The organism is Parasulfuritortus cantonensis, from assembly GCF_004337445.1.
Classification (GTDB): Bacteria; Pseudomonadota; Gammaproteobacteria; order Burkholderiales; family Thiobacillaceae; genus Parasulfuritortus; species Parasulfuritortus cantonensis.
Window position 1 is genome coordinate 46,894 of the sequence record NZ_SJZB01000045.1, and the last position, 22,481, is coordinate 69,374.

Annotated in this window: 23 protein-coding genes; 10 read left to right on the top strand and 13 right to left on the bottom strand. The window is 67.5% G+C overall.

Going from position 1 to position 22,481, the window contains the following annotated elements:
- Window positions 1–292: 292 nt before the first annotated feature.
- The 5 genes from EZJ19_RS12980 to EZJ19_RS13000 form a co-directional block, all read right to left on the bottom strand.
- On the bottom strand, window positions 293–2,635 hold the full coding sequence (locus tag EZJ19_RS12980) for a nitric oxide reductase activation protein NorD (RefSeq protein WP_131448250.1): 2,343 nt from the start codon (window positions 2,633–2,635) through the stop codon (window positions 293–295).
- 27 nt (window positions 2,636–2,662) lie between these two features.
- Window positions 2,663–3,223, bottom strand: coding sequence for an LbetaH domain-containing protein (locus tag EZJ19_RS12985; protein WP_131448252.1), 561 nt, complete (start codon window positions 3,221–3,223; stop codon window positions 2,663–2,665).
- Window positions 3,224–3,236: 13 nt separating this feature from the next.
- Window positions 3,237–4,037, bottom strand: coding sequence for a CbbQ/NirQ/NorQ/GpvN family protein (locus tag EZJ19_RS12990; RefSeq protein ID WP_131448254.1), 801 nt, complete (start codon window positions 4,035–4,037; stop codon window positions 3,237–3,239).
- 207 nt (window positions 4,038–4,244) lie between these two features.
- Window positions 4,245–4,601, bottom strand: coding sequence for a ribulose bisphosphate carboxylase small subunit (locus EZJ19_RS12995; protein ID WP_131448256.1), 357 nt, complete (start codon window positions 4,599–4,601; stop codon window positions 4,245–4,247).
- Window positions 4,602–4,664: 63 nt separating this feature from the next.
- Window positions 4,665–6,086 carry a form I ribulose bisphosphate carboxylase large subunit gene (locus EZJ19_RS13000; RefSeq protein ID WP_131448258.1) on the bottom strand — a complete coding sequence of 474 codons (1,422 nt, stop codon included), beginning with the start codon at window positions 6,084–6,086 and terminating at the stop codon, window positions 4,665–4,667.
- Between the two features lie 144 nt (window positions 6,087–6,230).
- Between EZJ19_RS13000 and EZJ19_RS13005 the strand changes: the two genes are divergently transcribed.
- Both EZJ19_RS13005 and EZJ19_RS13010 read left to right on the top strand, forming a co-directional pair.
- Window positions 6,231–7,145 (top strand): LysR family transcriptional regulator, encoded by a 915-nt coding sequence (locus EZJ19_RS13005; RefSeq protein ID WP_131448260.1) that lies wholly within the window; start codon window positions 6,231–6,233, stop codon window positions 7,143–7,145.
- Between the two features lie 16 nt (window positions 7,146–7,161).
- On the top strand, window positions 7,162–8,103 hold the full coding sequence (locus EZJ19_RS13010; protein ID WP_165873573.1) for a Na/Pi cotransporter family protein: 942 nt from the start codon (window positions 7,162–7,164) through the stop codon (window positions 8,101–8,103).
- Window positions 8,104–8,114: 11 nt separating this feature from the next.
- Here EZJ19_RS13010 and EZJ19_RS13015 read toward each other — a convergent pair whose 3' ends face one another.
- From EZJ19_RS13015 to htpX, 3 genes are all read right to left on the bottom strand, one after another.
- The gene (locus tag EZJ19_RS13015; RefSeq protein ID WP_131448264.1) at window positions 8,115–8,627 is read right to left on the bottom strand and encodes a TIGR00645 family protein; all 513 of its coding nucleotides are present in this window, start codon (window positions 8,625–8,627) and stop codon (window positions 8,115–8,117) included.
- A 4-nt stretch (window positions 8,628–8,631) separates the two neighbouring features.
- Window positions 8,632–9,585, bottom strand: coding sequence for a TerC family protein (locus EZJ19_RS13020; RefSeq protein ID WP_131448266.1), 954 nt, complete (start codon window positions 9,583–9,585; stop codon window positions 8,632–8,634).
- 63 nt (window positions 9,586–9,648) lie between these two features.
- Window positions 9,649–10,533, bottom strand: a complete 885-nt coding sequence (gene htpX, locus EZJ19_RS13025) for a protease HtpX (RefSeq protein ID WP_131448268.1) — start codon at window positions 10,531–10,533, stop codon at window positions 9,649–9,651.
- Window positions 10,534–10,644: 111 nt separating this feature from the next.
- Between htpX and nhaR the strand changes: the two genes are divergently transcribed.
- The 4 genes from nhaR to EZJ19_RS13045 are packed head-to-tail and all read left to right on the top strand — an operon-like array spanning window position 10,645 to window position 14,676.
- Window positions 10,645–11,547: a transcriptional activator NhaR gene (gene nhaR / locus EZJ19_RS13030; RefSeq protein ID WP_131448270.1), complete on the top strand. Its 903-nt coding sequence runs from the start codon at window positions 10,645–10,647 to the stop codon at window positions 11,545–11,547.
- A 38-nt stretch (window positions 11,548–11,585) separates the two neighbouring features.
- Window positions 11,586–12,824, top strand: a complete 1,239-nt coding sequence (locus EZJ19_RS13035; protein ID WP_131448341.1) for an RsmB/NOP family class I SAM-dependent RNA methyltransferase — start codon at window positions 11,586–11,588, stop codon at window positions 12,822–12,824.
- Window positions 12,821–13,390 carry a phospholipase D family nuclease gene (locus EZJ19_RS13040; protein WP_131448272.1) on the top strand — a complete coding sequence of 190 codons (570 nt, stop codon included), beginning with the start codon at window positions 12,821–12,823 and terminating at the stop codon, window positions 13,388–13,390. Before EZJ19_RS13035 ends, EZJ19_RS13040 begins: the two co-directional genes overlap by 4 nt.
- A complete protein-coding gene (locus EZJ19_RS13045) occupies window positions 13,387–14,676 on the top strand; it encodes a mechanosensitive ion channel family protein (protein WP_131448274.1) in 1,290 nt (429 codons plus the stop codon). The genes EZJ19_RS13040 and EZJ19_RS13045 overlap by 4 nt, the downstream gene beginning before the upstream one ends.
- 9 nt (window positions 14,677–14,685) lie before the next feature.
- Here the strand turns inward: EZJ19_RS13045 and EZJ19_RS13050 are convergent, their stop codons facing one another.
- The 5 genes from EZJ19_RS13050 to radC form a co-directional block, all read right to left on the bottom strand.
- Window positions 14,686–16,359, bottom strand: a complete 1,674-nt coding sequence (locus EZJ19_RS13050) for a hypothetical protein (RefSeq protein ID WP_131448276.1) — start codon at window positions 16,357–16,359, stop codon at window positions 14,686–14,688.
- A 100-nt stretch (window positions 16,360–16,459) separates the two neighbouring features.
- The gene (locus tag EZJ19_RS13055; protein WP_131448278.1) at window positions 16,460–18,271 is read right to left on the bottom strand and encodes a PhoX family protein; all 1,812 of its coding nucleotides are present in this window, start codon (window positions 18,269–18,271) and stop codon (window positions 16,460–16,462) included.
- Between the two features lie 200 nt (window positions 18,272–18,471).
- Window positions 18,472–18,639 carry a 50S ribosomal protein L33 gene (gene rpmG / locus EZJ19_RS13060; protein WP_206199426.1) on the bottom strand — a complete coding sequence of 56 codons (168 nt, stop codon included), beginning with the start codon at window positions 18,637–18,639 and terminating at the stop codon, window positions 18,472–18,474.
- Window positions 18,640–18,650: 11 nt separating this feature from the next.
- Window positions 18,651–18,887 (bottom strand): 50S ribosomal protein L28, encoded by a 237-nt coding sequence (gene rpmB / locus EZJ19_RS13065; protein ID WP_131448282.1) that lies wholly within the window; start codon window positions 18,885–18,887, stop codon window positions 18,651–18,653.
- Window positions 18,888–18,956: 69 nt separating this feature from the next.
- Window positions 18,957–19,631, bottom strand: a complete 675-nt coding sequence (gene radC / locus EZJ19_RS13070) for a RadC family protein (RefSeq protein WP_131448284.1) — start codon at window positions 19,629–19,631, stop codon at window positions 18,957–18,959.
- Between the two features lie 51 nt (window positions 19,632–19,682).
- Here radC and coaBC point away from each other — a divergent pair, with 51 nt between their 5' ends.
- The 4 genes from coaBC to EZJ19_RS13090 are packed head-to-tail and all read left to right on the top strand — an operon-like array spanning window position 19,683 to window position 22,465.
- Window positions 19,683–20,876: a bifunctional phosphopantothenoylcysteine decarboxylase/phosphopantothenate--cysteine ligase CoaBC gene (gene coaBC / locus EZJ19_RS13075; protein ID WP_131448286.1), complete on the top strand. Its 1,194-nt coding sequence runs from the start codon at window positions 19,683–19,685 to the stop codon at window positions 20,874–20,876.
- 40 nt (window positions 20,877–20,916) lie between these two features.
- Window positions 20,917–21,363 (top strand): dUTP diphosphatase, encoded by a 447-nt coding sequence (gene dut, locus EZJ19_RS13080; protein ID WP_131448288.1) that lies wholly within the window; start codon window positions 20,917–20,919, stop codon window positions 21,361–21,363.
- Window positions 21,364–21,404: 41 nt separating this feature from the next.
- Window positions 21,405–21,989 (top strand): hypothetical protein, encoded by a 585-nt coding sequence (locus EZJ19_RS13085; RefSeq protein ID WP_131448290.1) that lies wholly within the window; start codon window positions 21,405–21,407, stop codon window positions 21,987–21,989.
- Window positions 21,986–22,465 (top strand): retropepsin-like aspartic protease family protein, encoded by a 480-nt coding sequence (locus EZJ19_RS13090; RefSeq protein WP_240754767.1) that lies wholly within the window; start codon window positions 21,986–21,988, stop codon window positions 22,463–22,465. The genes EZJ19_RS13085 and EZJ19_RS13090 overlap by 4 nt, the downstream gene beginning before the upstream one ends.
- Window positions 22,466–22,481 lie beyond the last annotated feature (16 nt).

Sequence of the window (22,481 nt, forward strand, 5' to 3'; positions counted from 1 at the left end):
TCGGGCGGCATGGTCGTGTTGGCAAGTCTTCGGGAAGCGACCCCAAGCATAGATGGCTACACAGCGCGGAACAACACGGCAGCCGGCGTGCCGGCAGCCAAGGCTGGACAACGCCGGTCCGGAACATCAACCCGGGCGGCCCCGGCCTGTTTCGTCACCGCGTCAGGGCCGCATGTAGCAGCGGGAGTTCTTGGCTCCCGCCGCCGCTGGGGACTCAGCTTGCCGGCGCAAGTTGGCCCGCAGCGAAAGTTGCCACCATCACACGGAATGGATAGGCAGGTCGAATCCACCGTTATCGGGTCAAACCGGCGTAGAGGAGGGGCAACTTTTCCGGCAGCCGTTCGACATGATCCACGACCATGTAGTTGCGTTGGCCGAAGATGCGGCTGACGTAGTTGTCGGCGCGCGGGTCCAGGCTCATGCAATAGGTCATCACGCCGGACTTGGCCACGTCTTCGACCGCCTTCTTGGTGTCGTTGCGCAGGTACTGCGGATCGCGCACGTCGACGTCGGCGGGCTCGCCATCGGTGATGACGATGAGCAGCTTCTTGGCCGAACGCTGCAGCTTGAGATGGTGGCCGGCGTGGCGGATGGCCGCGCCCATGCGGGTCGAGAGCTGGCCGGTCATGCCGGCCAGACGCGACTTGGGCTCTTCGTCCCAGTGCTGGTCGAAATCCTTGAAGCGGTAATACTCGACGTTGTGCCGGCCGTCCGAACAGAAGCCGTGGATGGCGAACGGGTCGCCGACCTTGCTGATGGCGTCGGAGAGCAGCACGCAGGCGCGCCGGGTGAGGTCGAGCACCGAGTATTCCTGGCCGTGCACCAGTTCGTTGGTCGATTCCGACAAGTCGAGCAGCACCAGGATGGAGAAGTCGCGCGTCTTCCTGACACTGCGCATCATGATGCGCGGGTCGGGCTGGTTGCCGAGCCGGATGTCGGTAAAGCCCTGGATGGCGGCATTGATGTCGATCTCGTCGCCGTCCTCCAGCTTGCGGATGCGCTGCACGCCCTGCGGCTGCATGGCGTCGAGCAGGAACTTCATGCGATGGATCTCGCGCTTATGCTCGGCGACGATGTCGTTGATCATCTGCAGGTCGCCCAGCTTGCCGCGCTTTTCCATCACCGTGGCCCAGGCCGGGCGTTCGAGCTGGATCTGGTAGTCCCACTCGGAATAGTGGAAGGGGTCGGAGACCGGCTCCTTGCCTTCCAGCGAATTGATGGTGACGCCTTCCTGGTCGAGGTGGAACTCGGTCGGCAGGACCCAAATCTCCTGGGCATCGTCGCCGGCCAGCTCGTTGTCGACCTCGTTCACCATCTCCATGATGTTGACGTACTTGCGGACCTGCTTGACGGTGTCGTAACCGGCGTTGGCGGCCTTCTCGAAATCGAATTCCTCGAACTCCCAGAAGTAGCGGTTGTCGTCGCGATAGACCGCAGTCTGCAGGTCGGTACGCGGATTGAACGGAATCTTCTTCTCGCCGAAGCTGTGCGCCAGTTGCACGCCGATTTCCCAGGAGGTCTGGTTGGTATCCAGCTTGTCCTGCGCCTGGGCGAACAGCATCCGGCCTTCGGCGATCCAGCGATCGTCGTCCTGGTAGTCCGGGTCGAGCAGGGCACGGGCCAGGCGGTCGAGGTAGTTGGCCACCGTCGCGCCCATGGCCGGCGTGGCGGTGTGGAACTGGCTCCACAGCTGCCGGAGGCCCGGGAAGCGGCGAATGGACAGGGTCTCGACGCGCGCGTCTTCGATCGCCGAGATCACGGCCATCTGGAACGGGCTCAACGCCTCGGCCGAAATCGGCACCTTGGTTTCGACCACGTGCGCGGCACAGTGCGCCGATGCGGCACGGTAGAGCTCGATACCCGAGACGGGATCGGCCTCTTCGGATGGCCGGAAGTCGTCGAAGGCATCGGGCAGGTGCAGCAGGTAATCCTCGATGTATGGACGGTAGCCTTCGCGGTTCTCGAAGTCGCCCGAGGTCGGCCGCATGAAGAAGTCGCGTGCCCAGAGCGCGCGCAGGTACATGTTGATGCGGCGCTGGACATCGACCAGCAGGGTGCCCTTGCGCTCCTTCTGGAGCATGGCCAGCGATTCCTTGGACTCCAGGCCGAAGTACTTGACCTGTTCCGGGTAGTCGGTGCGGTGCGCGTGCGCGCCCCACAGCGCCCAGCGGCGCAGACCGCCCAGGGTCAGGTGCTGGAACAGCACTTCGAGTTTATCCAGCATCGGCCGGACGCCACGTGGCGCCTGGGCGATCAGGATATTGACGAACTGCAGGTAGTTGAGGAACAGCTGGCCGTCGCCGAGCCGGTTGGCGGCGGTCGGCGCGGTCGCCAGCAGCAGTTCGATCACCGAGCCGGAGGTCTTGGAGGCCAGCATCAAGCACGCCGTCGCCAGGTCGGCGACCACGTCTTCGCCGACTTCCTTGGCCACCCGCGGCGCTTCCTCGATCCAGGTTTCCACTAGCGAATCGCCGCGGCCGAGGCCGCGGATGGCGGAAACGCCCTTCAGATAGTTGTCCAGCCCGCGCGGGGAGAAGACCTTGGTCACCTCGTGCCAGTTGGCCTCCAGCGCATGCCGGGTGTGCTCGGAGAGGTCCTCGAGCAGTTCGGCGTAGTCGTCTAGGTTGATGGACATTTTCGTTACCTTTCGCCGCCAGCAGGGCTAGAACTCGTTCTGCAGTCTCTTGTAGCCCTGGACGAGGTTGATATTGGTGTGGGCGACGTCCTCGGAAAAGTCGGCAAAGTCCGGCGTCACCTGCTCGATCGTGCTGAGGTCGGTGTCGGAGTGGATGGCGGTGGTCGAGGGGATGTGGAAGCGGGGCGGCACGTGGCAGCCCTCCACCACCGAGTTGTGCCGGACCACGGCCTCATCGCCGACCACGCAGTTGAACAGCACCGAGTTGAAACCGACGAAGACCCGGTTCCCGACTTCGCACGGCCCGTGGATGATGGAGCGGTGCGCGATCGAGCTGAACTCGCCGATGACGACCTTGCCGCCCGACTTGGAGTGGATCACCACGCCGTCCTGGATGTTGGAGTTGGCGCCGATGACGATCGGATCCATGGTGCCGTCGTCCTTGGTTTCGTCGGCGCGGATCACCACATAGGGTCCGATGAAGACGTTGGCGCCGACGAAGACCTTGCCGCACAGGATGGCGGTCGGGTCGACGAAGGCGGACTCGTCGATCACCGGCAGGTCGCCGCTCGGGTTCTTTCGGATCATGTCGTCCGCCGTCTCAGAAGAAGGTGGTCACGGCGGCATCCAGGGCGTCGCGCATGTCCGGATCGTCGGTGATCGGGCGCACCAGCGCGACCCGGCACGCGGCCAGCGGCGCCACGCCCTTGGCGATCAGGCTGCCGGCGTAGATCAGCATGCGGGTGGAGAGGCCCTCGTCGAGGCCATGGCCCTTGAGGTTGCGGGAACGCTCCGCAATGGACACCAGCTTGCCCGCGACCTCGGCGTTGACCCCGGCTTCGTGGGCGACGATCTCGGTCTCGATGGCATGTTCGGGATAGGTGAAGTCGAGGCCGCCGAAACGCTGTTTGGTGGATTGCTTGAGGTCCTTCATCAGGCTCTGGTAGCCGGGGTTGTAGCTGATGACGATCTGGAAATCGGGGTGCGCGTTGACCAGCTCGCCCTTCTTTTCCAGGGGCAGGACGCGGCGGTTGTCGGTCAGCGGGTGGATCACGACGGTGGTGTCCTGGCGGGCTTCCACCACTTCGTCCAGGTAGACGATGGCACCGTGGCGGGCGCCGATGGCGAGCGGTCCGTCTTGCCATTCGGTGCCGGACGCGGAGAGCAGGAAGCGGCCGACCAGGTCGGATGCGGTCATGTCCTCGTTACAGGCCACGGTGATCAGCGGCTTGCCCAGCTTCCAGGCCATGTATTCGACGAAACGGGTCTTGCCGCAGCCGGTCGGGCCCTTGAGCATGATGGGCATGCGCACGGAGTAGGCGGCTTCGTAGAGCTCCACCTCGTCGGCAACGGAGCGGTAGTAGGGTTCTTTCTCGATGCGGTATTGTTCGATGATGCTCATGTTGAGATGTCCTTGGTGTATTCATCCGCGCAGCACGCGGTACGTCGTGAACGACGACCTACGGCGTCGCGGTGTTAAGCCGCATTGGCGTTCAGGTCTTTGGCTGGCCGGAGCCACCGGTTACGACTGGTCGCGCCCCTCGCGGATGAACAAAGCCCCCGCCACGCGTGAGCGCGACGGGGGCTGTGCTAGTTCAGTCCGCCGCGCTTAGACGGTCTTGCCGCGGTAGATCACCATGGCGGCGCCCTGGCTCTGCGCGAAGTTGTCGTAGCCGACCAGGCGAACGTGGTTGTTCGGGTTCGCCTTGTGGCAGGCTTCGGCTTCACCCAGGATTCGATCCACGTCGGTCTCGCCGAACATCGGCAGCTTCCACATGTACCAGTAGGAGTCCATCAGGTGCTCGGGCTCGGTGTGTTCGATGGCGGGGTTCCAGCCCTTGCCGACGATGTACTCGACCTGCTTGCGGATACCGGCGGCGTCCATGGCGGGCAGATAGGAGAAGGTCTCGAACTTGCGGCTGGTGGGGTCGCTCAGACGGCTTTTGTAATCAATCACTTCAGACATGTCTTACTCCTGATATGGGTGTGAATTTCCGGCACGCGGTTGCGGCGCACCGGAATCGGTTCATTACTTGTGAGCGACGTCCAGCTTGTCGACGGTGTCGAATTCGAACTTGATTTCCTTCCACGTTTCCATGGCGATCTTCAATTCGGGGCTGGACTTGGCGGCGTTCTCCAGAACGGCCTTGCCTTCCTTTTCGATCGCGACGCCGCGGTTGCGGGCCTCGACGCAGGCTTCCAGCGCGACACGGTTGGCGGCGGCGCCGGCGGCGTTGCCCCACGGGTGACCCAGGGTGCCGCCACCGAACTGCAGCACCGAGTCGTCACCGAAGATGGTGACCAGGGCCGGCATGTGCCAGACGTGGATGCCACCGGACGCGACGGCGAAGGCGCCGGGCATGGAGCCCCAGTCCTGGTCGAAGAAGATGCCGCGGCTGCGGTCTTCCGGCACGAAGGATTCGCGCAGCAGGTCGATCCAGCCCAGGGTGGAGGCGCGGTCGCCCTCCAGCTTGCCGACGACGGTACCGGTGTGCAGGTGGTCGCCGCCGGACAGACGCAGGATCTTGGTCAGGACGCGGAAGTGGATACCGTGGTGCGGGTTGCGGTCCAGAACGGCGTGCATGGCGCGGTGGATGTGCAGCAGCATGCCGTTGTCGCGACACCAGTTGGCCAGGCCCGTGTTGGCGCAGAAACCACCGGTGATGTAGTCGTGCATGATGATCGGCGCGCCGATTTCCTTGGCGTATTCGGCACGCTTGTACATCTCTTCCGGGGTCGGGGCGGTCACGTTCAGGTAGTGACCCTTGCGCTCGCCGGTCTCACGCTCGGCCTTGTTGATCGCCTCCATGACGAAGTCGAAACGCTGACGCCAACGCATGAAGGGCTGGCTGTTGACGTTCTCGTCGTCCTTGGTGAAGTCGAGACCGCCGCGCAGGCATTCGTAAACGGCGCGGCCGTAGTTCTTGGCGGACAGGCCCAGCTTCGGCTTGATGGTGCAGCCCAGCAGCGGACGGCCGTACTTGTTCATGATGTCGCGCTCGACCTGGATGCCCATCGGGGGACCGCCGCAGGTCTTGACGTAGGCGATCGGGAAGCGCACGTCTTCCAGGCGCAGGGCGCGCACGGCCTTGAAGCCGAACACGTTGCCGACCAGGGAGGTGAACACGTTCACCACGGAACCCTCTTCGAACAGGTCGATGGGGTAGGCGATGAAGGCGTAGAAGCAGGTGTCGTCGCCCGGCACGTCTTCGATGGCGTAGGCACGGCCCTTGTAATAGTCGAGGTCGGTCAGGAGGTCGGTCCACACCGTGGTCCAGGTGCCGGTGGAGGATTCGGCGGCCACGGCGGCGGCCGCTTCTTCACGGTCGACGCCAGGCTGCGGCGTGATCTTGAACACGGCCAGGATGTCGGTATCCAGCGGCGTGTATTCGGGCATCCAATAGGTTTGGCGATATTCTTTTACGCCCGCGTTATAGGTTTTGACAGCCATCTGTGTACTCCTTTTGGTCGAGTTGCATTTCACTTGGCTTTCACGCCGACGCGTGAAGTGGGACGAATGATGCAAAAACCAGATCATCAATAACAGTCAAACTTTTCTATATTTGATATAGATATATATCTATACTTTGTTTCCATGCGCCACCACACGACCTTCCGCCAGTTGGAAATCTTCGAGGCCATCGCCCGCCTCGGCAGTTTCACGCGCGCGGCCGACGAGCTCTATCTGACCCAGCCGACCATCTCCATGCAGATGAAGAAGCTGGCCGACACGGTCGGCGTGCAGTTGATCGAGCAGGTGGGCAAGAAGATCAAGCTGACGGATGCCGGACGCGAGCTGGCCCAGGCCAGCCGCGAGGTGTTCGGCATCATGGACCGCTTCACCATGTCGATGGCCGAGCGCCAGGGCCTCAAGAAGGGCCGCCTGGCGCTGATGGCGGTGTCCACCGCGTCCTACTTCGCACCCCGCCTGCTGGGCGAGTTCTCGCACAAGTACCCGGGCATCGAGGTGTCACTCAAGGTCACCAACCGGGAACAGGTCCTCGCCGGCCTGGCCGACAACCTGGCCGACCTGTACATACTGGGCCAGCCTCCGGAGGACATCGAGGTCGAGGCCAAGCCGTTCATGTGCAACCCGCTGGTGATCCTGGCCGCCCCCGACCACCCGCTGGCCGGCCAGGTGGACATCCCGCTCGCCCGCCTGGCCAAGGAGCCCTGGCTGATGCGCGAACCGGGTTCCGGCACCCGCATGGCGGTGGAGCGCCTGTTCGAGGACGAGGGCATCGAGTTCCGCCCGCGCATGGACCTGGGCAGCAACGAGGCGATCAAGCAGGCCATCCTGGCCGGCCTCGGCATCGCCGTGATGTCCACCCATTCGCTGACCCTGAATCCGCCCGGCCAGTTCGCCGTCCTGAAGGCGCGCGGCTTTCCCATCCTGCGCCAGTGGTATGCGGTCTACCCGGCCGGCCGGCCGCTCTCGGCCGTGGCCGCCACCTTCCTCGACTACCTGCTGGCCCAGGACGCCGCCCAGGCCCGCTGCGCGGCCCCCTGAACGGCGGGCCCCCGGCATGTCTCCCCTGATCGCCTGGATATTCTCGGTCGTCGCCGCCGTCATGCTGTTCCTGCACGGCCTGGCGGCGTTCACCGAGGAGGTCGCCCGCCTGGGCGGCGAGCGCCTGCGCGACGCCCTGCGCCGGCTCACCCGCAACGACGTCACGGCGGCGCTGACCGGCACCCTGACCACGGCTCTGGTGCAATCCTCCTCGGCCATCACCTCGATGGCCGTCGCCCTGGCCCACAACCGCACTCTGGACGCGCGCGCCGCCTTCGGGGTGATGATCGGCGCCAACATCGGCACCACCCTGACCGCCTGGCTGGTGGCCCTGCAGATCGCCGGCCTGGGGCCGGTGTTCGTCAGCCTGGGCGGCCTCTGGTCGCTGGCCGGGCCGCGGCCCTGGCGGGCCTACGGCAAGGCGGTGTTCTACTTCGGCCTGGTCTTCCTGGCCCTGGACCTGATCAGCCAGGCGCTCGCCCCGGTCGCCCAGCGGGTGGACATCGCCGAATGGCAGGCCCTGCTCCAGTCGCCCGCCCTGGCCCTGGTCTTCGGCGCCGTGCTCACCGCCCTGGTGCAGTCGTCCTCGGTGGTCACCGGGGTCGCCGTGCTGACCGTGCAGCAAGGCCTCCTGGAGCCGTCCGTGGCCGTCTGGCTGGTCGCCGGCGCCAACCTCGGCACCAGTTCCACCGCCCTCCTCACCGGCACGGCGCTGGATGCCCGGTCGCGCCGCCTGGCCTTGCTCAACAGCGGTTTCAACGTCCTCGGCGTCGGCCTGTTCGCCACCGTGCTGCAACCGCTGATCGGCCAGGTGCTGGCCGCCGCCCTGCCGCCCGCCCGCCAGGTCGCGCTGGTGCACACCCTGTTCAACCTGGCCGCCGCCCTCGCCGCCCTGCCGGTCCTGCCCTACCTGTGGCCACGCCTGCAGCGCTGGCTGCAGCGCGGCGAGCCGGACTGAGCCGGCCCGGCTCAGTGCTCGGCGTTCTTGCCGGCCGCGACCCGGTCCATGACCGCGAACAGGACGCCCGAGAGGACGAAGGTCAGGTGTATGCCCACCTTCCAGGCGAGCTGCTCGTTGGTCATCGCCTCCACGTGCATGAAGGCCTTGAGCAGTTCGATGCCCGAGATGGCGACGATGGAGCCGATCAGCTTCATCTTCAGCTCGGCGAAGCCGACGTGGCCCATCCAGGACGGCCGGTCCTCGTGCTCGCCGGTGTCGATGCGGGAGACGAAGTTCTCGTAGCCGGCGAACACGATGATGATCAGCAGGTTCGCCACCATCACCACGTCGATCAGGGACAGAATGCCGATGATGACGTCGCCACCCTCGCCGGCGAACACCAGGGGTACGAAATGCAGGAATTCCTTGGCGAACTTGACCAGCAGCATGGCCAGGGCCAGCACCAGGCCGAGGTAGAAGGGGGCGAGCAGCCAGCGGCTGCCGAAGATCAGGCGTTCCAGAGTGTGTTCGACTTGTTTCATCGGGTTATTTCCTTCGGGTTGCGTACAGGCTGGCCGCCACCGAGGACAGCAGGATGATGGCGACGATGCCCAGGGCCAGGCCGATGGGCACCTTGTAGAGGTCGGCGATCAGCATCTTCAGGCCGACGAACACCAGGACCAGGGCCAAGCCGTACTTGAGCAGGTGGAAGCGCCCGTTCAGGTCGGCGAGCAGGAAGTACAGCGAACGCAGGCCCAGGATGGCGAAGATGTTGGAGGTGAAGACGATGAACGGGTCGGTGGTCACGGCGAAGATGGCCGGGATGCTGTCCACCGCGAAGATCACGTCGGAGGTCTCGATCAGGACCAGGACCAGGAACAACGGGGTGAACCAGCGCACGCCGTCCTGCACCACGGTGAAACGCTCGCCCCGGTAGCCGTCGGTGACGCGCAGGTGGCCGCGCAGCCACCTCAGGACCGGGTTGCGGTCGAGGTCCGAGGCCGCCTCGGCGAAGATCAGCATCTTGAAGCCGGTGATGACCAGGAAGGCGCCGAACAGGTACAGGACCCAGTGGAACTGCTGCACCAGCCAGGCGCCGCCCAGGATCATCGCCGCGCGCATGACGATCGCCCCGAGCACGCCGTAGACCAGGACCCGGCGCTGATACTCGGCCGGCACGGCGAAGAAGGCGAAGATCATGATGAACACGAAGATGTTGTCCACCGACAGGGACAGCTCGATCAGGTAGCCGGTCAGGAACTCGAGCGCCTTGGCGTCGGCCACCGCGCGCCCGGCCGTGCCCGCCAGCCACCACCAGAGCAGGCCGCAGAAGGCCAGCGACAGGGTCGTCCAGACGGCGGTCCAGGCCAGCGCCTCGCGGGTCGATACCGCGTGCGCCTTGCGGCCGCCCAGGACGAACAGGTCCAGGGCCAGCATGGCCAGGACGAAGGCGATGAAGCCGGCCCAGAACGCGGGCGTGACGATGCTGGTGAGTTCCATGGTGGGTCTCCCTGCCGCCCTGCCCCGGCGCGCGGGCAGGACGGCGGCAACGGCTGGACTGGCTTAGCGGATCTCGACGCCGGCCTGCAGGGCGGCGATGCGCTCCTCCAGGGGCGGGTGGGTCATGAACAGCCGCTTGAGACCGCCGCCGCCACCGCCGGCGATGCCGAAGGCGGCCATCTTGTCCGGCAGCGGGGCCGGGTGCAGGTTGCCCAGGCGCTTGAGGGCGTCGATCATGTTCTGGCGCCCGGCCAGGGAAGCGCCGCCTCGGTCGGCGCGGAACTCGCGCTGGCGCGAGAACCACATGACGATCATGGAGGCTAGGATGCCGAGCACCAGCTCGGCGACGATCATGGTGACGAAGAAGGCCGGGCCGGTGCCGCGCTCGGTCTTGAACACCACCTTGTCGACCACGTAGCCGATCACCCGCGACAGGAACATCACGAAGGTGTTCACCACGCCCTGGATGAGGGCCATGGTCACCATGTCGCCGTTGGCGGCGTGGCTGACCTCGTGGCCGAGCACGGCCTCGGCCTCCTCCCGGGTCAGGCTGCGCAGCAGGCCGGTGGAGACGGCGACCAAGGCGCTGTTCCGGGTCATGCCGGTGGCGAAGGCGTTCACCTCGGGCGAGTCGTAGATGGCCACCTCGGGCATCTTGATCCCGGCCGCCTGGGCCTGGCGCGCGACGGTCTGCACCAGCCAGCGCTCCTCGGCGCTGCGCGGCTCGGCGATGACCTGGGCGCCGACCGACATCTTGGCGGTCCATTTCGAGATCGCCAGGGAGATGAAGGCGCCGCCGAAGCCCATGACGGCGGCGAACACCAGGAGGGCGCCGAGGTTCAGGCCCTGGGCGTCCAGGTAGGGTTCGACGCCGAGCAGGCGCATGGTCACCGAGAGGACGAACACGATGGCCAGGTTGGTGGCCAGGAACAGCAGGATGCGTTTCATGGCTGGACTCCATTCGGAAAGTGGCGATGTCGGCCATGCTAGCGAATCAGGTAAAGTAAAAAAATTCGAATATTTCTTATAATTCGTTCGTAAATTACGAACATTAACGGAATGCTCAACTACAAGCAGCTGCACTACTTCTGGCAGGTCGCCAAGGCCGGCGGGGTGGCCCGGGCGGCCGAGCGCCTGCACCTGACGCCGCAGACCCTGTCCGGGCAGATCGCCCTGCTCGAGGAAAACCTGGGCGAAGCGCTGTTCCGCCGGGTCGGCCGCCGCCTGGAACTGACCGAGGCCGGGCAACTGGCGCTCGCCTATGCCGACGACATCTTCCGGACCGGCGGCGAACTGGAGGAGGTGCTGCGCGGCGGCCGCGGCGGCCGCCCCCTGCAGTTCCGGGTCGGCATCGCCGACGTCCTGCCCAAGTCGGTGGCCTACCGCCTGCTCGCCCCGGCCATGGCCCTGCCCGACCCGATCCGCCTGGTCGGCAAGGAGGACAAGCTGGAGCGCCTGCTCGGCGAGCTGGCCATGCACCGGCTCGACCTGGTCCTGGCCGACAGCCCGATGCCCGAGCAGGCCGAGGTGAAGGGCTACAGCCACAAGCTCGGCGAATGCGGCGTCGCCTTCCTCGCCGCCCCGGCCCTGGCCGCCCGCCTCGTCGGCGGCTTCCCGGCCTGCCTGGCCGAGGCGCCCCTGCTGGTGCCGGGCGAGGGCACCGCCCTGCGCGGCCAGCTGATGCGCTGGCTGGCCGCCCAGCAACTGCACCCCCGCGTGGTCGGCGAGTTCGACGACGCCGCCCTCATGAACGCCTTCGGCCAGGGCGGCAGCGGCGTCTTCCCGGCACCCGCCCTGGTGGCCGACGAGATCCGCCGGCAGTACGGCGTCGAGCTGCTCGGCCGCACCGACGCCCTGGCCGAACGCTTCTACGCCATCACGGTGGCGCGCCGGGTCAGCCACCCGGCCGTGCTGGCGATACTGGAAAACGCCAGCCGGGACCGCTTCGGAAGCGCCAATTGAGCTATCCTGCGGCCCTGAATACGCACCCGCCCGACACCATGACCCCCGCCCTGCTCGATACCGCCGCCGCCGCCCTCGCCGACCTGCTCGCCTTCACGCAGCCGGCCGACGCCGTGCTCTCGGCCTTCTTCCGCAAGCGCCCCAAGCTGGGCGGCCGCGAGCGCGCCTTCGTCGCCGAGTCCGTGTACGGCGTCATCCGCCGCCTGCGCAGCCTGGAACGCCTCACCGAGGGCCGCCAGCCGCGTCGCCTGCTCCTGGCCTGGCTGGCCCGCCACGGCGGCCACACCCTGCGCGAGTTCGAGGCGGCGGTCGGCCAGGGCGAGCTGGAGTGGCTGAAGACCATCAAGGCGGCGCGCCTGGACGACGCCCCGGCGGCAGTCCGCCTGGACCTGCCCGACTGGCTCCACGAGCGCCTGGCGGCGACCTACGGCGAGCACCTGGAGACGCTCATGGCGGCCATGAACCGGCCCGCCGCGCTCGATCTCAGGGTGGCCCGGATGAGCCGCGAGGCGGTGCTGGAGAACCTCGCCGCCGACGGCATCGAGGGTACGCCGACCCCGTATTCGCCCTGGGGCGTGCGCCTCAAGGGCAAGCCTTCGCTGAGCAAGGAACCCATGTACCAGGACGGCGTCATCGAGGTGCAGGACGAGGGCAGCCAGTTGCTCGCCCTGCTCACCGGCGCCAAACGCGGCGAGATGGTGTGCGACTTCTGTGCCGGCGCCGGGGGCAAGACCCTGGCCCTGGGCGCCATGATGAAGAGCACCGGCCGCCTGTATGCCTTCGACGTGGCCGAGAAGCGCCTGGCCAACCTGAAGCCGCGCCTGGCCCGGTCGCAGCTCTCCAACGTGCATCCGCAACTGCTGGCGGACGAGAACGACACCAAGGTCAAGCGCCTGGCCGGCAAGTTCGACCGCGTCCTGGTCGATGCGCCCTGTTCCGGCCTCGGCACGCTGCGCCGCAACCCGGACCTGAAGTGGCGCCAGAGCCCGGAGTCGGTCGCCGAGCTGACCGCCAAGCAGGCCGCCATCCTGGCCTCGGCGGCGCGCCTGGCCAAGCCCGGCGGACGCCTGGTCTACGCCACCTGCAGCCTGCTGCCGGAGGAGAACGAGGCCGTGGTCGAGGCCTTCCTGGCCAGCCATCCCGAGTTCGACTTGAAGCCGGCCGGCAGCGTCCTCGCCGAACAGGGCGTGGCCCTGGCGATGGCCGACTACCTGCGCCTGGACCCGAGCGCGCACGGCACCGACGGCTTCTTCGCCGCGGTGCTGGAAAAGAGGTGACCGGGGCCGCGCGCCGCCGGTACGGCCGGCTCCTCGCCGCCGTCCTGCTCATCCTCGCCGGCGCGGCGGCGGCCGCCCCGCCCCTGGAGCTCGGCCTGGCGGGCCGCGTCCAGGTCGCCTTCACGCCCGGCGACGACGCCGGCGCCCTGGTGGTTGCCGCCATCGAGGGCGCCCGCCGGCAGATTCTGGTGCAGGCCTACAGCTTCACCCACAAGGCGATCGCCGCCGCCCTCGTGGCGGCCCACCGGCGCGGCGTCGAGGTCCGGGTCCTGGCCGACCGGGAGCAGGACGCCCAGATCGCCACCAGCCTGGTCGGCCGGCTTGCCGGGAGCGGCATCCCGGTCTGGCTGGACGGCCAGCACGCCGCCGCCCACAACAAGGTCATGGTGATCGACGCCGGCACCCCGGACGCGGCCGTGGTCACGGGCAGCTTCAACTTCACCCAGGCGGCCCAGTACCGGAACGCCGAAAATCTGCTTATCCTGCGTGGCGATCCGCTCCTGGCGGAGGCCTACGCCGCCAACTGGCGGCGCCACCGCGCCCATTCCCTGCCCTTGCGCCCATGACCATGCCCGCTGCCGAGCCGCCCGTCGAAAACCTGGTCGACGCCCTTCTGTCCGACCTGTCCAACACCGTCCTGCTCAGCCAGGGCGCCATCCTGGTGGTCGCCCTGGCGCTCGCCTGGCTGGTCCTGCGCCACCTGGTCGCGCGCCTGTCGCCGGTCAACCGCGAGGCCTGGCACGCCGACGAATGGCCGCGCTTCATGATCCCGGTCCTCACCCTGCTGGCCATCCTGGTCAGCCGGCCGCTCCTGGCGCTGAGCCAGACCGTGCACCTGTTCAACCTGGCGGTGCCGCTGCTGTTGTCGATGTTCATCATCCAGTTCAGCTTCTTCCTGCTGCGCACCCTGTTCAACCCCGGCGCCGGCCTGCGCACCGCCGAGCGCTCCCTGTCCTGGCTGGTCTGGGGCGTGGTGGCGCTGCACATCACCGGCCACCTGGGCACCCTGGTGGCCGGCATGGACGCCGTCGGCTTCAGCATCGGCAAGCAGCACATCTCGCTCTACACGGCCCTGCTCGGCCTGGCCTCGGTCGCCGTCACCATGCTCGGCGCGCTCTCGGCCGGGCGCCTGATCGAAGGCCGGCTGATCGCCGCCAGCCACCTTAACGGCAACCTCAAGGTGGTGCTGAGCAAGCTGGTGCGCGCCCTGCTCCTGGTGTTCGCGGTACTCATCGCCCTGCCCCTGGTGGGCATCGACATCACCGTCCTGTCGGTGTTCGGCGGCGCCCTCGGGGTCGGCCTCGGCCTCGGCCTGCAGAAGATCGCCAGCAACTACGTCTCCGGCTTCTCGCTCCTGATCGAGAACTCCCTGCGCATCGGCGACATGATCGAGGTCGAAGGCCGCTACGGCAAGGTGACCGAGATCGCCACCCGCTACACGGTCCTGCGTGCCCAGGACGGCACCGAGTCGATCATCCCCAACGAGACCCTGATCACCGCCACGGTGATCAACCACAGCCTGACCGACAAGAACAACCGCGTCCACCTGCCCATCCAGGTCGGCTACGGCAGCGACCTCGCGCGGGTGCGCGAGATCATGCTGGCCGCGGCCGCGGCGCATCCGCGCGTCCTCAAGGCGCCGGCCCCGGTGGTCCTGCTCAAGGACTTCGGCGAGAGCGGCATCGACATGGAACTGGCGCTCTGGATCGACACCCCGGACGCCGGCGAGGTCCTCCTGCGCTCCGACCTGAACTGGACCATCTGGGAGGCCTTCCAGCGCGAGAACATCGAGATCCCGTTCCCGCAGCGGGTCGTCCACCTGGTCAACGACGGCGCCCCGGCGTCCGCCTGAGGCGACCGTTCAGAAGCCGGCGAGGGGCTTGGCGATGCCGGTCCGCACGCCTTCGTCGAGCACCTCGTGGACGTTGCCGGATGGCGCGATCGTGGTGTCGCGGCCGTCGGCGAAGCTCTGCTCGCGGACGATCAGCCAATAGGCCTTGTCGAGCGCCAGGGCGCGTTCCCGGGAGGCGTACAGCAGTTCGGCGATGTCCTGGCGCAGGGCCGCCAGGCGCTCGGGGCGGAGCCGGCCGGCAGTGTCGAAGAAGCGCGCCGTGACCTCGGCGTTGGCGCGCAACTCGTCGCCGGCGCCGTTCTGGCGCAGGTAGTAGGCGTACTCCGGCTCGCCGTCCGCGCGCAGGCGTTCCGGCGTGCCGCGCAGGCCCCTCTGGCTCCAGTGGTACCAGCCGGCCCGGTAGGCGGTGGCGTCGAACTTGCGCTGGAACGAGAAGATGCCGTCCCGGTTGGCGCCGATGCCGCCGTGGCAGCCGACGCAGAAGGCCAGTTCCTCGTAGGTCTGCGGCCGCAGTTCGCCGCGCGCGTCCTCGATCATGCCGGCGTAGGTCCAGCCCTGGCCGTTGCTCACCCCGGCCTCGATGTTGCCGCGCACGGTGCGCAGGCGGTCCGGGAAGTCGTGCTTCTCCTTGACCTCCTTGAGGGCCAGGTTCTGCAGGTCGGCGTAGGTCGCCCAGTAGCGCTTCCTGGCGTAGCGGACCTCCTTCATGCGCGCCGAGAGGCGGTTCTCGCCGGCGGCGTCGACGTCGATGTAGCGCACCGTGTGGAGGAACTCCGTACCTTCGGGATAGAGCCCGGCGGCCAGGTGCACGCGGCCGCGCCGTTGCTCCTCGAGGGCCTGGCCGACGTACCACATGTGGCGTTTGCGGAGCGGCGCCCAGTCGTAGGCAATCTTGCGCGCCGTGCCGATGCGGCCGTCCTTGTCCAGGTCTACGCCGCCCAAGGCGGCCTCGTCGACCGGCTCGATGGCGACGTCGCGCTCCCGGATCAGGGCCTCGACGATGGCCAGGTTGGTCTTGTACACGGTCAGGTCGGGCTGGCCCTTGACGTCGTTGCGGAAGGCCGGCGCCAGGCGGATGAGGACGTCGTCGGTGGACCCGTTGGTGGGCCAGAAGGTCCCCAGGAAGGGATAGTAGGCGAAGGCGCGCCAGCCGGTCGGCCGACCCTGCGCGTCGCGGTCGAAGCCCTCGGCGTCGAAAGCGAAGCGGGCGTCCGGCACGAAGCCCTGCCAGAGCCCGTTGCCGTCGTAGTCCCAGGCGGGCTCGACGTGGCCGAGGCGCTCGGCCGGGATGATGTGGCCCCGGGCATCGAGGTAGTTGCTGGTCCGGATGTGGCTCAGCACCGCTTCGTCCGGGATGGCGGCGATCGCCGCGCGGCGGTCCTTGAACAGGTTGCGCCAGCGGTTGCGGCGCGGGATCTCGGCGAAGTCGTAGGCCAGCTGCAGGCTGGCGTCGTTGACGAAGTTCGGCCGCCACGGCTGGGTATGGCAGGCGTAGCAGGGGTTGTGGGCGCGGCCGTCGGCATCCTGGGTGCGCGTGTAGCATTGCGCCGGGATATAGGCCGCCTCGTTGGCCAGGATGCGGGCCTTGAGCGGCGGGGCGGCCGCCGGCTCCGCGGCCGGCGCCTCGGCGCGGCCGCACAGGGCGAGCACGCACAGGACCGCCGTTCGCCAGGTCTTGTTCATCTGATGTCCTTTTGCGGGAAAACAACGGGGACCCGAAGGTCCCCGCGCCTCGGCGCCGCCGGCCGGCCGCCGGAGGCGGACCGGGCCGGGATCGCCATGGTCACTTGGCCAGCTTGTCCAGCCAGCCCTTGGACTTCGGGTTGAGCGTGTTCTTGCCGGTCAGCTTGCCGTCCATGCGCGGGAACGGACCGATGTAGCCGGTGTAGGCACGCGCCTGGTCGGCACTCTCCAGCTTGTCCTGGTCGGACTCGCCGTACGGGTGCTGCACCACCGACATGATGTAGGCATAGCCGTTGATGTTGGGGTAGAAGTAGGGCGAGGTGGTTTCGGAACCGTACGGCGTGGTCTCGATCCGGGTCAGGACGCCGCTGTCCAGGTTGTACGACCAGATGGCGTCGTTCTGGTGGCCGGTGCCGGTGTCCTCGCCGATGATCAACGTGTTGTAGCCGGGCAGGTAGGTGATGTTGTCCGGGTTGGCGATGCCGTCCAGGTCGCAGGTGTTGCCGTAGTACGGGCTGTCGACCGCGTAGGTCTTGGGCGTACCGGCAACCAGGCCGTACATGTCGGTGGCGGTGTAGTTGCCGTCCACGTCGAGGGCGTATACGGCGCCGCAGGCGTTCTTGGCGACGCGGATGCTGTTCGGACCGCCGACGTCGGAGCCCTTGTCGTCCTCCATGCCCTTGGAGACTTCGGAGATCGAGATGTAGAGCTGGCCGGCATCCGGGTTGAAGGTGATGCCTTCCATCTTGCGGAACTCGGTGGTGGCACCTTCCATGGCGGCCCAGCGGCGGGTCTCCAGGCGCGAGGCGATGGCCTCGTCGGCCACGTCGACGACGCCGTCGCCGTTCACGTCGCGCAGCTTCAGGCACTGCTGGGTGGCGGCGTCGTGGCCGGCGTTGATGGACGTGTAGCCCTCGTCGCAGGCGCCGCTCACCGGGGCGACCTCGTCGAAGATGTCGGCGAACTTGTAGCTGGCGATCCAGTCCTTGACCTGGGCGTCGCTGGCGTGGCCGAGGTTGACCCAGCTCAGCTTGGCATAGCCGGTGCCGGTGCCGCTCTTCTGGTTCCACTTGGCGGCCCACAGGGTACCGGCGCTCAGGTCGCCCTCGGCGTCGGCGACGAAGCGGAACAGACCGGTGTTGGTGCCGTCGTCGGACATGTAGGCGGTCTTGCCGTCCGGCATCACGTAGGCCAACTCCAGGGCGATGCGGCCCATGGCGTAGTGCTTGGCGACGCTGGCGGCGCTGAAGCTGTCGACCTTGACCTCGACCGGGTAGCCGTAGTCATACGGGTTCATGTCGGTCGCCGCGCTCGCGCTCGCGCCGAAGTAGGCGGCCATGGCGGCGTTGTAGTCGCTGATGTTGCCGTCGCGCCATTGCTTGGCGTCCGGCTCGTATTCCTCGGAGCCGAGGTGGCTGCCCCAGGGGGTGACGCTGCCGGCACAGTGCACCCAGCCGCCGTTGACCTGGGAGAAGTCGAGGGCGCGGGTGCGCACGGCCTGGAGGTCGCCGGTACGGGTCTGGCGCAACTCGGTCAGGTACATGGCGGCCGGACGGGACTCGAAATGGGAGACCATGAACAACTGGCCGCGCTTGTTCTGCAGCAGGGAGGCGAAGTCGTTGTCGTTGGAGATGACGTTGGCGCCGTCCTCGGTCTGCAGGGGGGCGCCCGACTGGTCGTAGATCTGGCCGAACACGCCGGACCCGGCGCTGTCGCCGGAACGCAGGATGGTGTGGAAGCCGATGCTGGCGGTACGGCCGTCCACCACGGCACTCGGCGAGGCCTGGATGACGCGCTTGGCGGCGTCGGTGACGGGCACGTCGACGCCGGTGAATTCGATGCTGCCGGCATGGGCCTGGGCCATGGCGGCGATAGCCGAGGCGACGGCCAGGGCAAGCTTGGAACGGTTCATTGGTTTCTCCCCAGAAGGACAATCAAGACAAAGCGGAACTCACAAGTACGACAAGCGCCGCGGCGGCCTGGGGAATTCTCGGGGGCGAATGTTTAGCCTTGAGGTCAGTTTTATGACGACTGGCCGGCCCGCTGGCAACCGGGCCGGAAATGAAAAAACCCGCCGAGGCGGGTCCTTTCACAGGGCAAGCGGGCCGAAGATTACTTCAGCTTCACTTCCTTGTACTCGACGTGCTTGCGAGCCTTGGGATCGAACTTCATGATCGCCATCTTCTCGGGCATCGTCTTCTTGTTCTTGGTGGTGGTGTAGAAGTGGCCGGTGCCCGCAGTGGACTCCAGCTTGATCTTTTCGCGTCCGCCTTTAGCCATGATCTATCTCCTTACACCTTGTCGCCACGGGCGCGCATCTCGGCCAGGACGACGTCGATGCCGTTCTTGTCGATGGTCCGCAGGGCGGCGTTGGTCAGGCGCAGGCGCACCCAACGGTTTTCGCTTTCGACCCAGAAACGGCGGCTCTGCAGGTTGGGCAGGAAACGACGCTTGGTCTTGTTGTTGGCGTGGGACACGTTGTTCCCCACCATCGGCTTCTTGCCGGTGACTTGGCATACACGGGCCATGATGGCTACCCCTGTGAGTGAATCGGTTCAGTAAAAGACGCGCTTTATATCACAGATGTTTTCGCCCGGTCAAAGCAAACCTTGCTCGGCAAAGGACAATCCGGCGTCGCCGGCGACCACGAAATGGTCGAGCACCCGGACGTCCACCAGGGCCAGGGCGGCCTTCAGTTGCTCGGTCAGCCAGCGGTCGGCCTGGGACGGCTCGGCGACGCCGGAGGGGTGGTTGTGGGCCAGGATCACCCCGGCGGCGTTGCGCGCCAGGGCCCGCTTGACCACCTCGCGCGGGTAGACCGAGGTCTGCGTGAGGGAGCCGCGGAACAGTTCCTCGGCGCCGATGACCCGGTTCTGGGCGTCCAGGAACACGACCATGAAGACCTCGTGCGCCAGGCCGGCCAGGCGCAGGCGCAGCCAGTCGCGCACCGCCGACGGCGAGGACAGGGCGTCGCGCTGGCGCATCTGCTCGGCGAGCGCGCGCCGGCTCATCTCGAGCACGGCCTGGAGCTGGGCGTACTTGGCGTCGCCCAGGCCGCGCACCCGGGTACAGGCCTGGCGGCCGGCCGAGAACAGGCCGTTCAGGCCCTGGAATTCCGCCAGCAGGTCGCGGGCCAGGTCGACCGCGCTCTTGCCGCGCACCCCGACCCGGAGAAAGATGGCCAGCAGTTCGGCATCGGAGAGCGCGCCGGCGCCTTCGGCGAGCAGGCGTTCGCGCGGCCGTTCGCCGGCCGGCCAATCGGTTATCGCCATGACAACCTCCCTTTTATTTAGAATGCAGTGGATTTTTACCGCGATACGGCCATGGAAACCACACTGAAAAGGATCGTCCTGGGGGTCACCGGCGGAGTCGCCGCCTACAAGGCGGCCGAACTGGCCAGGCGGCTGGTCAAGCGCGGCATCGAAGTGCAGACGGTGATGACCGGCGCGGCCGGCCATTTCGTCGGCGCCGCCACCTTCCAGGCCATCACCGGCCGACCGGTGTACGCCGACCTGTGGGACGCCCGGGTGGCCAACGGCATGGCCCATATCGACCTGTCGCGCGACGCCGACCTGATCCTGGTCGCACCGGCCTCGGCCGACTTCCTGGCCAAGCTGGCCGGCGGCCATGCCGACGACCTGCTCACCACCCTGTGCCTGGCGCGCGACTGTCCGCTCCTGCTGGCGCCGGCCATGAACCGGCAGATGTGGGAACACCCGGCCACCCAGCGCAACGTCGACCTGCTCGCCGGCGACGGCGTCGAACTGCTCGGCCCCGGCCACGGCGAACAGGCCTGCGGCGAGACCGGACCGGGCCGCATGCTGGAACCGGACGCGATCCTGGACGGCGTCGATGCCTACCTGCAGCCGAAGAGCCTGCGCGGGCTCCGGGTGCTGGTCACGGCCGGACCGACCTACGAGGCCATCGACGCGGTGCGCGGCATCACCAACCGTTCCTCGGGCAAGATGGGCTACGCGGTCGCCAAGGCGGCCGCCGCCGCGGGCGCCCGGGTCAGCCTGGTGACCGGCCCGACCGGCATCCCGGGCCCCGCCGTGGCCGAGACGGTGGCGGTCACCAGCGCCCAGCAGATGCTCGAGGCGGTCGAGGCGCGGGTCGACGAGGCCGACATATTCATCGCCGTCGCCGCCGTGGCCGATTACTACGTCCTCAACCCGTCCGAGAACAAGATCAAGAAGGACGCCCACATCCTCACCCTGGAACTGGCGCCCAACCCGGACATCCTGGCCAACGTCAGCAGCCTGGACAAACCGCCGTTCTGCGTCGGCTTCGCGGCCGAGAGCGAGAACCTGGAGGAATACGCGGAGCTGAAGCGGAAGCGCAAGCACCTGCCGCTGATCGTCGCCAACGACGCCACCAAGGCGATCGGCAGCGACGAAGTCGAACTGGTCCTGCTCGACGATGCCGGCCGCCACGTGCTCGCCCTGGCCGACAAGGCGACCCAGGCGCGCCGGCTGGTGGAACACGTCGCCCGCCTCTACAACGCCAACAACCCCTGATGCCAAGCGCCGCGACCGAACGCGGCGGACCGGAGAAAGCATGCACGTCGACCTGAAGATACTGGACCCGCGCGTCCGCGACCAACTGCCCCAATACGCCACCGCCGGCAGCGCCGGCCTCGACCTGCGCGCCTGTCTGGACCAGGCGCTGGTGCTCAACCCGGGCGAGACGCAGCTGATCCCGACCGGCCTGGCCATCCACCTCGCCGATCCCGGCTATGCGGCGATGATCCTGCCGCGCTCCGGCCTCGGCCACAAACACGGCGTCGTGCTCGGCAACCTGGTCGGCCTGATCGACTCGGACTACCAGGGCCAGCTCATGGTCTCGCTCTGGAACCGGGGCCAGGAACCGTTCACCATCCAGCCTTTCGAGCGCATCGCCCAGATGGTCATCGTCCCGGTCGTCCAGGCCCAGTTCACCGTCGTCGAGGAATTCGACGCCAGCGCGCGGGGCGACGGCGGCTTCGGCAGTACCGGCCAGCATTGATCCGGGGCCTCGCCCCGGCCAGACAACGATCGGAGGTCGCAATGAAGATACGTCTCGGCGTCGCCGTGCTCTGGCTCGGTCTCGTCGGCCTGGCCGGGTGCATGCCCAAATCCTTCGTCGATCCCGGCCTCTACCAGGGCGGTCTGAAGACCGCACCGCGGCTCGACACCCCGATTCCCGTCGAACTCCGCGTGCGCGGGTATACCCAGGGGAAGGAGAACGCCCGGGCCACCGAGTTCTGGACCCGGCAGATCACCAAGGCGCTCGACGACTCCCATGCCTTGGCGCCGAGCGCGTCGCCCGGTACGGCGCGGCATAAGTTGGCCGTGGACATGGACAACGTCGGCGACATGGGCACCGCGTTCGGCAAAGGCTTCATGACCGGCCTGACGCTCGGCCTGGTCGGCTCGACGGTGACCGACGGCTACGTCATGCGCGCCACCTTCAGCGGCCCCGACGGCGAGGCCAGCGAACACGAATACCGGCACGCCATCCATTCCATGATCGGCAATGCCGACCCGCCCCAAGGGGTGGCCACCATGTCGCCCATGGAAGCCGCGATCCAGGTCGTCGACGACCTGGTCGCACACCTGCTGCGCGACCTCAAGAGCGAGGGGCGGATTTGAAGGGCGGCACCGTCATGATGGCGCTCGGCTGGCTGCTGCTGGCCGGGATGATCTGGTGGGGATTCGACATCTATCTCAACCCCAACGCCCGCCTGGCCGAGGTCAGCGCAGCAACCGGCGAGGTGGTGCTCAAGCGCGGGCCGGACGGCCATTTCCGCGCCCCCGGGCGCATCGACGGCCAGCCCGTCGCCTTCCTGGTCGACACCGGCGCCACCGTGGTGGCGGTCCCGGCGGCCGTCGCCGAACGGCTCGGCCTGCACGCCGGCGTCGCCGAACGCGTGGTCACGGCGAACGGCACGGCGGTGGCCTACGCCACCCGGCTGACCGAGGTCGACCTGGGTGGCGCGCGAGCCGGGAACGTGCCGGCCGACATCGTTCCCGGCATGGCCGGCAACGAGGTACTGCTGGGGATGAGTTTCCTGGCGCGCTTCGAAATCACCATGAACGGCAACGCGATGAGCATCAGGCCACGCTGAGGGGATGCCGCCGGGC

Excerpts from the sequence above, each read along its gene's own strand:
- EZJ19_RS12980 (WP_131448250.1), bottom strand. The coding sequence starts at position 2,635 with ATGTCCATCAACCTAGACGACTACGCCGAACTGCTCGAGGACCTCTCC.
- EZJ19_RS12985 (WP_131448252.1), bottom strand. The coding sequence starts at position 3,223 with ATGATCCGAAAGAACCCGAGCGGCGACCTGCCGGTGATCGACGAGTCC.
- EZJ19_RS12990 (WP_131448254.1), bottom strand. The coding sequence starts at position 4,037 with ATGAGCATCATCGAACAATACCGCATCGAGAAAGAACCCTACTACCGC.
- EZJ19_RS12995 (WP_131448256.1), bottom strand. The coding sequence starts at position 4,601 with ATGTCTGAAGTGATTGATTACAAAAGCCGTCTGAGCGACCCCACCAGC.
- EZJ19_RS13000 (WP_131448258.1), bottom strand. The coding sequence starts at position 6,086 with ATGGCTGTCAAAACCTATAACGCGGGCGTAAAAGAATATCGCCAAACC.
- EZJ19_RS13005 (WP_131448260.1), top strand. The coding sequence starts at position 6,231 with ATGCGCCACCACACGACCTTCCGCCAGTTGGAAATCTTCGAGGCCATC.
- EZJ19_RS13010 (WP_165873573.1), top strand. The coding sequence starts at position 7,162 with ATGTCTCCCCTGATCGCCTGGATATTCTCGGTCGTCGCCGCCGTCATG.
- EZJ19_RS13015 (WP_131448264.1), bottom strand. The coding sequence starts at position 8,627 with ATGAAACAAGTCGAACACACTCTGGAACGCCTGATCTTCGGCAGCCGC.
- EZJ19_RS13020 (WP_131448266.1), bottom strand. The coding sequence starts at position 9,585 with ATGGAACTCACCAGCATCGTCACGCCCGCGTTCTGGGCCGGCTTCATC.
- htpX (WP_131448268.1), bottom strand. The coding sequence starts at position 10,533 with ATGAAACGCATCCTGCTGTTCCTGGCCACCAACCTGGCCATCGTGTTC.
- nhaR (WP_131448270.1), top strand. The coding sequence starts at position 10,645 with ATGCTCAACTACAAGCAGCTGCACTACTTCTGGCAGGTCGCCAAGGCC.
- EZJ19_RS13035 (WP_131448341.1), top strand. The coding sequence starts at position 11,586 with ATGACCCCCGCCCTGCTCGATACCGCCGCCGCCGCCCTCGCCGACCTG.
- EZJ19_RS13045 (WP_131448274.1), top strand. The coding sequence starts at position 13,387 with ATGACCATGCCCGCTGCCGAGCCGCCCGTCGAAAACCTGGTCGACGCC.
- EZJ19_RS13050 (WP_131448276.1), bottom strand. The coding sequence starts at position 16,359 with ATGAACAAGACCTGGCGAACGGCGGTCCTGTGCGTGCTCGCCCTGTGC.
- EZJ19_RS13055 (WP_131448278.1), bottom strand. The coding sequence starts at position 18,271 with ATGAACCGTTCCAAGCTTGCCCTGGCCGTCGCCTCGGCTATCGCCGCC.
- rpmG (WP_206199426.1), bottom strand. The coding sequence starts at position 18,639 with ATGGCTAAAGGCGGACGCGAAAAGATCAAGCTGGAGTCCACTGCGGGC.
- rpmB (WP_131448282.1), bottom strand. The coding sequence starts at position 18,887 with ATGGCCCGTGTATGCCAAGTCACCGGCAAGAAGCCGATGGTGGGGAAC.
- radC (WP_131448284.1), bottom strand. The coding sequence starts at position 19,631 with ATGGCGATAACCGATTGGCCGGCCGGCGAACGGCCGCGCGAACGCCTG.
- coaBC (WP_131448286.1), top strand. The coding sequence starts at position 19,683 with ATGGAAACCACACTGAAAAGGATCGTCCTGGGGGTCACCGGCGGAGTC.
- dut (WP_131448288.1), top strand. The coding sequence starts at position 20,917 with ATGCACGTCGACCTGAAGATACTGGACCCGCGCGTCCGCGACCAACTG.
- EZJ19_RS13085 (WP_131448290.1), top strand. The coding sequence starts at position 21,405 with ATGAAGATACGTCTCGGCGTCGCCGTGCTCTGGCTCGGTCTCGTCGGC.